Genomic DNA, 8,679 nt, shown 5'->3' on the forward strand with positions numbered 1-8,679 from the left:
GGCATTACCCGGCTAAAGCCTCGACTCCATCATCCGGCTTTTATGAGTTATGAATGAGATAAGTTTGGGTTACGTCCGCCCCGCAAACTCTCCGATACCCCGTTAACTCAACATATCCATACCCATTCTGTGTTCCCTCTACCTTCACCGCGCCTTCCCAATAGGTAAATGAAACCTGTAACTCCTGATCGTTTAGTAACGGCGTGATATGTAAATCGATGCCCTCGCCGGGAACGGCAAAATTCCATTCGGCGGGGTACGTTGCGCCCGTATGGGGGCTGGTCCAGTCAGACAGGTTGGTAATCTGGACGTCGTCCAGGCCAAGAGAGCGGACGCTGCCGTCGGGATAGATGACCGTCCCGGCTGAGACCGGCTCGGCGCTGCCATCTTCACGGCGGATATAGTAAAACATGACCTCTCGCTGGTCATCCAACTGAAGCGAGAACCAATCCCAACCGACGGCGCTCTCGCCCAGGTCAGAGGTACTCCATTCCCGATCCTTCCAGGAGTTGCCGCTGACCTGGAAAACGCCGCGTGGGGTCGTAATCGTACCGTGAGTTGGATTGTTGGTCAAGGAGTAGTAGTAGCTGGCGTTGCCCGGCTCGTCGCTCTTGGCGCTCAGGCCGCGCTCTCCCTGCAAAGCCGCCGGCTTGGCCTGCTCCAAGATCAGGTCGATGCCGATATCGCCATCTTGAGCTTTGAGCCGAACCTGGCCCGGCTCGATCTCCTGAGCGGACCAGTCATCGATCCAGACATGATAATAGGGCTGGCCTTGCGCTCCGGCCAGGTCGGGGCTACTGCGGCTATATCGCTCATGATACTCAAACGTTTCGCCTGATACGTCTGTTACGGTAAAATGAGCGAAGTAGATCTGGCGGGTGGCCCATTCTGACTCCCGTTCCGGCTGGCCGGGTACGATGCCGCGCCGAAAGATGGTAAATTGATATCCGTAACGATTGCCCTCGGCGTCGGCCAGGTTGCCGGTGTAGTACCACCATTCCGCCCGAAAGTTGGGATGAGGCCCGTGATCCTTGGGAAACTCAAAGGGGATGATCTCGTAAGCCTTGCGAAAGCCCTCTGCGGTATATTCTTCGGCGACCAGGTTCCCAACATCGGCCGTGATTTCAGCAGAGGTAGGGTTGATTTGATCGTATTGCACCACAATGAAGCCTGAAATGATGAGCAGGGCAATAATTATGAACGTTATTTTCATATTTATCCTTTATTCATCTCTAATAGCAATCGCGATTTTCATTCTATTCAAGCGCAGCACCGGATAGACGCTGGCCAACAGGGGCGGCTACCAGGGCGACTAACAAGGCCATGATGAAAATGGTTGGATCGAGACGCATCTGCAAAGACCAGCCGAACGAGCGTAGATTGATAAAGTAAATGAGGATGTAGGCCAGCAGCCAACCCAGCGGCAAGGCCAGCAGGCCGGCCGTTAGCCCAATCAAGCCCGATTCCAGCATGGTTTTACCCCAAAGCTGGGCAGACTCATGCCGTTTGCCCGCAACGTGCCCAGCTCTCGGGTCCGCTCCAGTTGCAGCGACATCAAGGTACTCAGGACGCCAATAAACGCGACCACCGTTGCCAACAGCCGGAGCGCGGCGGTGATCGTAAAGGTTCTGTCGAAAACCACCAGGGCGTTCTCTTTAATGGCTCGATTTGAGGAGAGTGAAAGTCGATATCGCGCGGCAAATTCATCCGTCAATTCCTGGGTGATGAGGTCTGCCCTGGGAATGGCCTCCGGTTCCAGGAAGAGGGAGACATTCGTAATCTCGTCATCGTCAGGCCAGTAGGTCCGATAAGTCTGCATCCGCATCAAAACGTAGCCCAATTCGGGCAGGGCATAATCGTAAAAAATAGCGACGACGTTGAAAGATTTAGCTCCATTTTCAGCCATCAGGGTGATCTCCGAAGGAGCGTCCAGGGGCAGATCAAATCTTCGGGCAAACACTTCGGAGATCATGACCGCTCCCTGATCGAGCGCGGCGAAAACATCATCGGGGCTGCCGGCGGCCCATAACCAGGTGTTCTGGCGGCGCGTTTCGTCTGGCTGGGGCGTCACGGCTCGAATCTCTATGGGTTGGTAATTCTCTCCAAAAACGGTGGTTGCCTGCAATAAGTTGACCTGTTTGACTCCTTCCTTTTGTTGGATATCGGCGATGAAGGTCGGATCGATTTGGCCGTCGATGCGCAAATTCTGGCCGGCCGGACTGATGTAGATGTCGGCGGCCAGAATATTGTCGAGCCAGGTCCCTTCATTAAGTTGCTCTATTTTATTGATATCTACATCGAAGCCGCGTACATAAAACCCGGCTTTAGAAAATTCGATGAGTAAGGGCAATCCAACGTAGCCAAGCCCCACAACGCCAACGCGTGTCTCTTTCGTCTCTAGCCTATTTATAAAATCTTGAACCATAGTGACGTGTTATCTTTCTTAAAAAACTTTGGTTGATAGTTTGTACACTCAGTTAACAATTGTGGTACTCACGGTACCATCGGACGAATTTAGGAATTCCTTCGGAGATCGACGTCGTCGGCTTAAAGCCTAATTTTGAGTGGGCGTGTTCAATGTCGGCCCATGTCGCCTCCACATCTCCTGGCTGCATTGGCAGGAGGTCTTTCTTCATTTCAGTTCCCGCCTCTTTCGCCAACATTTCTATCATCTCGAGTAAGTTCTCCGATTTATGATTGCCCAAATTGAAAATCTCGAATTTATCAAGACCTTCATTGAAAAGACTGGCCTTTACTCCCTGAATTATGTCATCAATGTACGTAAAGTCTCTCTGCATCTTTCCACGATTAAATACTTTAATGGGCTCCCCCTTTAACATGGCTTCGATAAATAGCCACATCGCCATATCGGGCCGTCCCCACGGACCGTAGACGGTAAAAAAACGTAATCCAATGGTTTGCAACCCATACAAATGGCTATAGGCATGTGCCATTAACTCGTTTGCCTTTTTTGACGCTGCATAGAGATTAAGCGGATTGTCAACGCGATCGATTCACTGAAGGGTAGCTTCGTATTGCCTCCATAGACACTAGAACTCGATGCATATACAAGTCTCGAAATCTCTGCGTTACGGCATATTTCAAGGATGTTTAAGAATCCCTCGACATTCGATTTCTGGTACGCTTCCGGATTTGTTAACGAGTATCGTACTCCGGCTTGGGCGGCGAGATTGCATACGTGGTCAAATTTATGTTTGCTGAAAATAGTTTTGAGGTTACTATTATCGCAAAGATCGCATTCAATTCCTGAAAAACCATCACGTTTTTCGAGGATGGCGTGCCGGTCCCGCTTTAATTGAACAGAATAATACGAATTAAAGTTATCGAGTCCTACTATTTCGTGGCCATCGTCCAAAAGAGCATTTGCTAAATGAAATCCAATGAATCCCGCTGTACCTGTGACAAGTATTTTCATATGTGGTCTGTGTATCCGAATTTTTAATAGCTTGAATTAGTACGAATTTGAAATCCGGTATAAGTACTTCAAGGTCACGTTATTTCAAATTTTTTTTTATAAAAGAGCCAATCGCAAAACCATGTTCGAACCGAATTTCGAGGGCAAAATTCATTGATGTGTCGATCATGCGTAACATGCATAGCGTTGACACTATACATGTTACGCATGATCGACAGAGATGTGTGTGTTGAGACGCAATTCAGCTGAAACGAGATTTGCAATTCGCTCAAAAAATCTAATCTACTATTGCGGGTATTTTTCCTACACTGTAGTGATGACAGTTCAAAATTTATGTCTAGACAACTTGCGTAGTGCCCTGATTCGGCAAGAGGAAACGATTATTTTCGCCCTTATTGAGCGTGCTCAATTCAAGTTGAATCCAATTATTTACAGGCGTCATGGAATACCCATCCACGGTTTTAATGGTAGCTTTTCCGACTATCTACTATGGGAAACGGAGAAAATTCATGCGAAAGTGCGCCGTTACACAAGTCCGGATGAACATCCATTTTTCGACGCACTACCGGAGCCTATACTGCCGCCTCTAGATTACCAAAACACGATCAATGTGTCCTTTCTTAATATCAACGACAAAATCCATGAAATGTATCAAAAACATATCGTCCCGGAGATATGCGAAGAGGGCGACGACGAGAATTATGGATCAAGTGCCACCTGCGACGTCGTCTGTTTGCAGGCGCTTTCAAAGCGAATTCACTACGGAAAATTTGTGGCTGAGGTCAAATTCCAAAAAAATCCTAAGATGTTTAGTGCCCTCATCAGCTCAGCCAATCGCCCTGGACTTTTGGACAAGATCACAAATAAAGAGGTCGAGAAAAAATTACTACGCCGTGTGGAACAAAAGGCAGCGGCCTATGGTCGAGATATTGATGTGGACACGGATGAATTCGGTTATAAAATCGCGCCTCAAACCGTTCGAAATCTTTACGAAAAATGGGTAATACCGCTTACTAAAGAGGTGGAAATTGAGTATTTATTGATGCGTCTAACCTGATAGTGCCTGACCGAAAACCCATGAAACGATGAAAACGGTAATCGAGGACGATAACCCTCCAGCTTCAAAATTGAAGGTTGTCTAGGATATTTGGAGGGCGAGAGTCCTCGCTCGCCGAGGTTTTCGGTCAGGGACTAGATAAATCATGGTAGACAATGAATCCTTATTAAGGAGAAATCTTTCAATCATGAGTAGAGACAACAAGCTAGCCAAGTATTCAAGCCAGCTTCTTACCCTCTTGGGAATCACTATGATCGGATGCCTTTTTTGCGGATGTGGAAAAGACACCGATAGTGGGCCAACATCAGCAAATGCAAAACCAGTCCGACAAAGTCAGTCCGCGGGACATGTGCTCAAACTATCCTCGTCGGATGAATTTAACCAATTGCTAGATGAAAACCGCATTGTGCTTGTGGATTTTTATGCAGATTGGTGTGGGCCGTGCCATATGCTGAAGCCAACGATCAACGAAATTGCCGTAGAATACAGCGAAAGCATAAAAGTCGTTGCGGTGGATATCGATAAATTTAGCTCACTCGCCAGTCGCTTTAAGATTAATTCGATTCCTGATATTAGAATCTTCGAGAATGCCCAACTCGAAAATTCGTTTATCGGCGTACAACCCAAGGAAAATTACACGCGCGTACTGAATCGGTTAATAGATAATTAGAGTTCACCGTAAAGATTTTAAATTGGGAAAAACTTAGCCTAGATATTTATGCGATTTCTACGAGAACTTATCTCGTTCATTTTCAAAGACTTGAGAAAATTTCTAGACTTCATCCCGCCTCTAGCCCGACTTTCCCCACTAGGCATGCGACAATCACGAAATTGTTGCGACATATCGGTGCGTTAGAGTCATAAGCTATTGTCACTACAATAAAATTATTTTTTGGTTCCCAAAGTAGTTACTAAAACTTTTAAAAATTTTTTTTGTCGCATGGTTTCTATGCTATGGTAGCTCATGGTGTCAAATCGAAGAAAATCCGAGCTCGGAAGCACTCACAGCTACTCTAATCCAAAAAATTGGGCCGAAATCACAAAAATCATCGACTTTGTAGTTACTCAAAATTGAGTCGTTGATTTCCAATGGGTTACAGCACAAAGCGGGAAACTTGGGCTAGGCGGGATTAATATTTTTTGCCCTTAAAATTTCGTAACTTCCTGAAAATAAACGGCTTAATAACTCTTTCTGCAAAATCGAATGAATAGTCCAGGCTAGAATGGGAGCCCCTTATTTCACGACGACGACCCATTGGTTGTGTTCCGTCCACTTCATTGACTCGATATGGTTATCTCCCATGAGCACATTGAAGCCGGAGGGGTGGTGAAATCCTACGCGGCGAAATCCGGCTGTCGGGGGAATTTTTATGATGCCGTGATCTGTTTCTGAGAATTTGCCAATACCACTGTGATTGTAGTGGATACCCCCCTCGGCAACGTCCATGATATGGATTTTCGTCGATGGATCTCGAACTTCTTGAATGCGAATATACTCGGTGGTAGTGCCCCAACCCCGTGATTTATCGGGATCACTCCCAATGTCTGCGCCGCCCAATTTCCGGGACGGATCAGATTCATAATATAGCTCGCCTCAAAAATTGTGTTATCCCCTCCGGCCGGGTTAAAGTTGTCCTCGTCATTTAAGGTTGGACAAACAAAAACGGAAGCGTCATCGATCAACTCTGCAAACATATAGTTAATCCAATGATTGTAGTTGTTAACCGTAGTGGTCTCAAATTTTCCTGGCATAACATACTGATCATAGTCCTCGCTATATGAGAAGGCGGCGATACCGATCTGCCGGAGATTGTTCATACAAAAACTTTGCTCAGCCTTGGATTTGACCTCAACGGTTGCTGGCAAAAGAATCGCAATTAGTACAAATACGATGGAAACAACCACAAGTAACTCTATGAGCGTGAAACGTGCGAATTTCGGTACATAAGGGGCCAATTTGGGCGCTTCTTTACGTTTACTTGTCGGAGTTGACTCCACCATGTTGACCTGACCATCAATCTTTTTGTGCGCAAACCGATCCTGATTATTTCATTCAATGCCTGCTGCCCGTATACATTTCACATCATCTAAAGTTTGAATTCACTCAGCGTTAGGAACATATTATCAGTTTATGTCATTATGTAGTGCTTGACCGAAAACCTCGGCGAGCGAGGATTCTCGCCCTCCAAATACTCCAGACAACCTTCCATTTTGAGGCTGGAGGGTAATCGTCCTCGATTACCGTTTTCATCGTTTCATGGGTTTTCGTTCAGACACTACATAAAACAAATTGATTGACTAAACTTATATCAGCAATGCGTAATTTCATGCGCTAGTATGAATAATTCATAAAATTATGTGTTCAGTTAAATATGCCAAGATGCCAAAAGTACCGAACGCCAATCGGCAGTGGCCTTCGGCTTCAATAACGAAGTCACCGCTTTGGTGTGCCGTTGATCTACGGGACGGGAATCAAGCACTACCAGATCCGATGACACCAGAACAAAAGCAACAATACTTTCAGTTACTGCTTGATATTGGTTTTAAGGAGATCGAGGTCGGGTTCCCTTCCGCATCTGCTGATGATTTTCAATTTTGTCGGAAATTGATTGAAAATCGTTTGATCCCGGATGATGTAACCATTTCGGTTTTAACTCAGGCTCGGGAACATCTTGTGAGAAAACCCTAGAGGCTGTTCAAGGAGCAAAAAAAGCCGTTGTCCATTTTTATATCGCCACGAGCGAGCTTCATACCAAGTTTGTCTTCGGTCTTTCGCAGAGAAAATTGTTAGAAACGGCGGTAAAAGTTACACGTCAAATTAAAGAAGGGGTTAGCTCTATGGCCGGGAGTGAGATCGGTTTGGAATTCTCCCGGAAGAGTTTACGGACTCAGACTTGGATTTCGTCGTTCGTTTGTGTGACGGCGTTGTGGAGGCATGGAATCCGGTTGAAGGCCTACCGGTGATCTTAAACCTACCACAGACGGTGGAACGCCGCCTTCCGAACGAATACGCGGATTTAATAGAAGAATTTATCCGAAAACAGAAATATTCTGGCAAAACAATTATCTCTGTACACAACCATAATGATATGGGCTGTGCGGTTGCAGCAACGATGCAATGTTTGTTGGCCGGCGCACAACGAGTAGAGGGTACACTTTTTGGGCATGGTGAACGGACAGGTAATGTCGACTTGACCACCGTCGCACTCAATTTGGAGTACTTGGGGATCAACACGGGGTTAAACTTTAGTAATCTACCCCAGATCTCAAAAGCAGTAGAAGACATTACGTCTATCGCCGTTCAGCCTCGTCATCCTTATGCTGGTGAGCTTGTATTTACCGCTTTTTCGGGATCACACCAAGACGCGATTCACAAAGGACTCGCGAGAAAAGATGAGGTAACTAAGCACTACCATGGCTGGAAGGTTCCTTATTTGCATATCGACCCGAGTACGATTGGTAGGGTTTACGAGCGGTTTATTCGTATAAACAGTCAATCCGGCAAGGGAGGTGTTGCCCATGTCATGCAAACGGATTATCATATTAAGTTGCCTCGCTGGATCCAGGTGGATCTTGCTCAACATGTTCAGGCACATGCCGACAAAGCAGCAAAGGAGATTTCGAGTCAAGAGGTTTGGGATATCTTTCTAAAGACGTATGTCACCCACGATCACCCCATTAAGTTAATTAATTACTGGCCACGGCCTTCGGAAGCGGATCCTGTTATCATTGAAGGCGAGCTCCATGTGCTCTACAACGACGAGAAATTAATTCTTCGCAGTAAAGGTAATGGGCCTATATCAGCCGTTGTCCGGGCTCTTCGTTCAATCGACTCTTTACCGAAGTTCATTCTTCGAGACTATGCGGAAGAAACGATGGGGATGTCAGCGGACGCAGAAGCAATTTGTTTTATTAAAATAGGACTTCGAGATACAAAACAATCTCGTATCGGGGTTGGTATTAACAATAACATCGACCAGGCTGCTGTTCGTGCGGTTTTATCTGGCCTGAATGCACTTCTTGGTGCAAATAGTTAATATTCAATTATGATAAGTATGACCGGTTTCGGGAATGCCGAAGTTTGTACTAAAGGAACAACGATTTCTGTTCAAATCAGTTCCATTAATCGGAAACAAACTGAGATAAGAGTGCTGCAGCCAAGAGAGCTCCTCCATCTTGAAAAGGG

11 protein-coding genes are annotated in these 8,679 nt (G+C 46.2%); 5 read left to right on the forward strand and 6 right to left on the reverse strand.

Features of this window, described 5'->3' with window-relative positions; translation table 11 throughout:
• Window positions 1–40 precede the first annotated feature (40 nt).
• Genes ACOQO5_RS06850 through ACOQO5_RS06870 form a run of 5 tightly spaced genes read right to left on the reverse strand, consistent with a single transcriptional unit; the run spans window position 41 to window position 3,436 of the window.
• Window positions 41–1,213, reverse strand: coding sequence for a lipocalin-like domain-containing protein (locus tag ACOQO5_RS06850; RefSeq protein WP_420580943.1), 1,173 nt, complete (start codon window positions 1,211–1,213; stop codon window positions 41–43).
• A gap of 43 nt (window positions 1,214–1,256) precedes the next feature.
• Window positions 1,257–1,472, reverse strand: a complete 216-nt coding sequence (locus ACOQO5_RS06855) for a hypothetical protein (protein WP_420580944.1) — start codon at window positions 1,470–1,472, stop codon at window positions 1,257–1,259.
• Window positions 1,454–2,425 (reverse strand): ABC transporter permease, encoded by a 972-nt coding sequence (locus ACOQO5_RS06860; RefSeq protein WP_420580945.1) that lies wholly within the window; start codon window positions 2,423–2,425, stop codon window positions 1,454–1,456. The genes ACOQO5_RS06855 and ACOQO5_RS06860 overlap by 19 nt, the downstream gene beginning before the upstream one ends.
• Before the next feature lie 52 nt (window positions 2,426–2,477).
• Window positions 2,478–2,954, reverse strand: a complete 477-nt coding sequence (locus ACOQO5_RS06865) for an NAD-dependent epimerase/dehydratase family protein (RefSeq protein WP_420580946.1) — start codon at window positions 2,952–2,954, stop codon at window positions 2,478–2,480.
• Window positions 2,954–3,436, reverse strand: a complete 483-nt coding sequence (locus tag ACOQO5_RS06870; protein ID WP_420580947.1) for a GDP-mannose 4,6-dehydratase — start codon at window positions 3,434–3,436, stop codon at window positions 2,954–2,956. The genes ACOQO5_RS06865 and ACOQO5_RS06870 overlap by 1 nt, the downstream gene beginning before the upstream one ends.
• Window positions 3,437–3,752: 316 nt before the next feature.
• Between ACOQO5_RS06870 and ACOQO5_RS06875 the strand changes: the two genes are divergently transcribed.
• Entirely contained in the window at window positions 3,753–4,493 is a 741-nt protein-coding gene (locus tag ACOQO5_RS06875) for a chorismate mutase (protein WP_420580948.1), read from the forward strand.
• A gap of 187 nt (window positions 4,494–4,680) precedes the next feature.
• The gene (locus tag ACOQO5_RS06880; protein WP_420580949.1) at window positions 4,681–5,163 is read left to right on the forward strand and encodes a thioredoxin domain-containing protein; all 483 of its coding nucleotides are present in this window, start codon (window positions 4,681–4,683) and stop codon (window positions 5,161–5,163) included.
• Window positions 5,164–5,861: 698 nt separating this feature from the next.
• Here the strand turns inward: ACOQO5_RS06880 and ACOQO5_RS06885 are convergent.
• Window positions 5,862–6,245 carry a hypothetical protein gene (locus ACOQO5_RS06885; RefSeq protein ID WP_420580950.1) on the reverse strand — a complete coding sequence of 128 codons (384 nt, stop codon included), beginning with the start codon at window positions 6,243–6,245 and terminating at the stop codon, window positions 5,862–5,864.
• Between the two features lie 628 nt (window positions 6,246–6,873).
• Here ACOQO5_RS06885 and ACOQO5_RS06890 point away from each other — a divergent pair.
• From ACOQO5_RS06890 to ACOQO5_RS06900, 3 genes are all read left to right on the forward strand, one after another.
• On the forward strand, window positions 6,874–7,182 hold the full coding sequence (locus tag ACOQO5_RS06890; RefSeq protein ID WP_420580951.1) for a hypothetical protein: 309 nt from the start codon (window positions 6,874–6,876) through the stop codon (window positions 7,180–7,182).
• Window positions 7,183–7,357: 175 nt separating this feature from the next.
• Window positions 7,358–8,530, forward strand: a complete 1,173-nt coding sequence (locus tag ACOQO5_RS06895; protein WP_420580955.1) for an alpha-isopropylmalate synthase regulatory domain-containing protein — start codon at window positions 7,358–7,360, stop codon at window positions 8,528–8,530.
• Between the two features lie 18 nt (window positions 8,531–8,548).
• On the forward strand, window positions 8,549–8,679 hold a 131-nt coding region (locus ACOQO5_RS06900; RefSeq protein WP_420580956.1), incomplete at its 3' end, for a YicC/YloC family endoribonuclease.

The sequence above is a fragment of the Reichenbachiella sp. genome (assembly GCF_965223055.1).
GTDB lineage: Bacteria > Bacteroidota > Bacteroidia > Cytophagales > Cyclobacteriaceae > Reichenbachiella.

Coding starts and splice junctions, on each gene's coding strand:
- ACOQO5_RS06850 (WP_420580943.1), bottom strand. CDS start 1,213: ATGAAAATAACGTTCATAATTATTGCCCTGCTCATCATTTCAGGCTTC.
- ACOQO5_RS06855 (WP_420580944.1), bottom strand. CDS start 1,472: ATGCTGGAATCGGGCTTGATTGGGCTAACGGCCGGCCTGCTGGCCTTG.
- ACOQO5_RS06860 (WP_420580945.1), bottom strand. CDS start 2,425: ATGGTTCAAGATTTTATAAATAGGCTAGAGACGAAAGAGACACGCGTT.
- ACOQO5_RS06865 (WP_420580946.1), bottom strand. CDS start 2,954: ATGGCACATGCCTATAGCCATTTGTATGGGTTGCAAACCATTGGATTA.
- ACOQO5_RS06870 (WP_420580947.1), bottom strand. CDS start 3,436: ATGAAAATACTTGTCACAGGTACAGCGGGATTCATTGGATTTCATTTA.
- ACOQO5_RS06875 (WP_420580948.1), top strand. CDS start 3,753: ATGACAGTTCAAAATTTATGTCTAGACAACTTGCGTAGTGCCCTGATT.
- ACOQO5_RS06880 (WP_420580949.1), top strand. CDS start 4,681: ATGAGTAGAGACAACAAGCTAGCCAAGTATTCAAGCCAGCTTCTTACC.
- ACOQO5_RS06885 (WP_420580950.1), bottom strand. CDS start 6,245: ATGCCAGGAAAATTTGAGACCACTACGGTTAACAACTACAATCATTGG.
- ACOQO5_RS06890 (WP_420580951.1), top strand. CDS start 6,874: ATGCCAAAAGTACCGAACGCCAATCGGCAGTGGCCTTCGGCTTCAATA.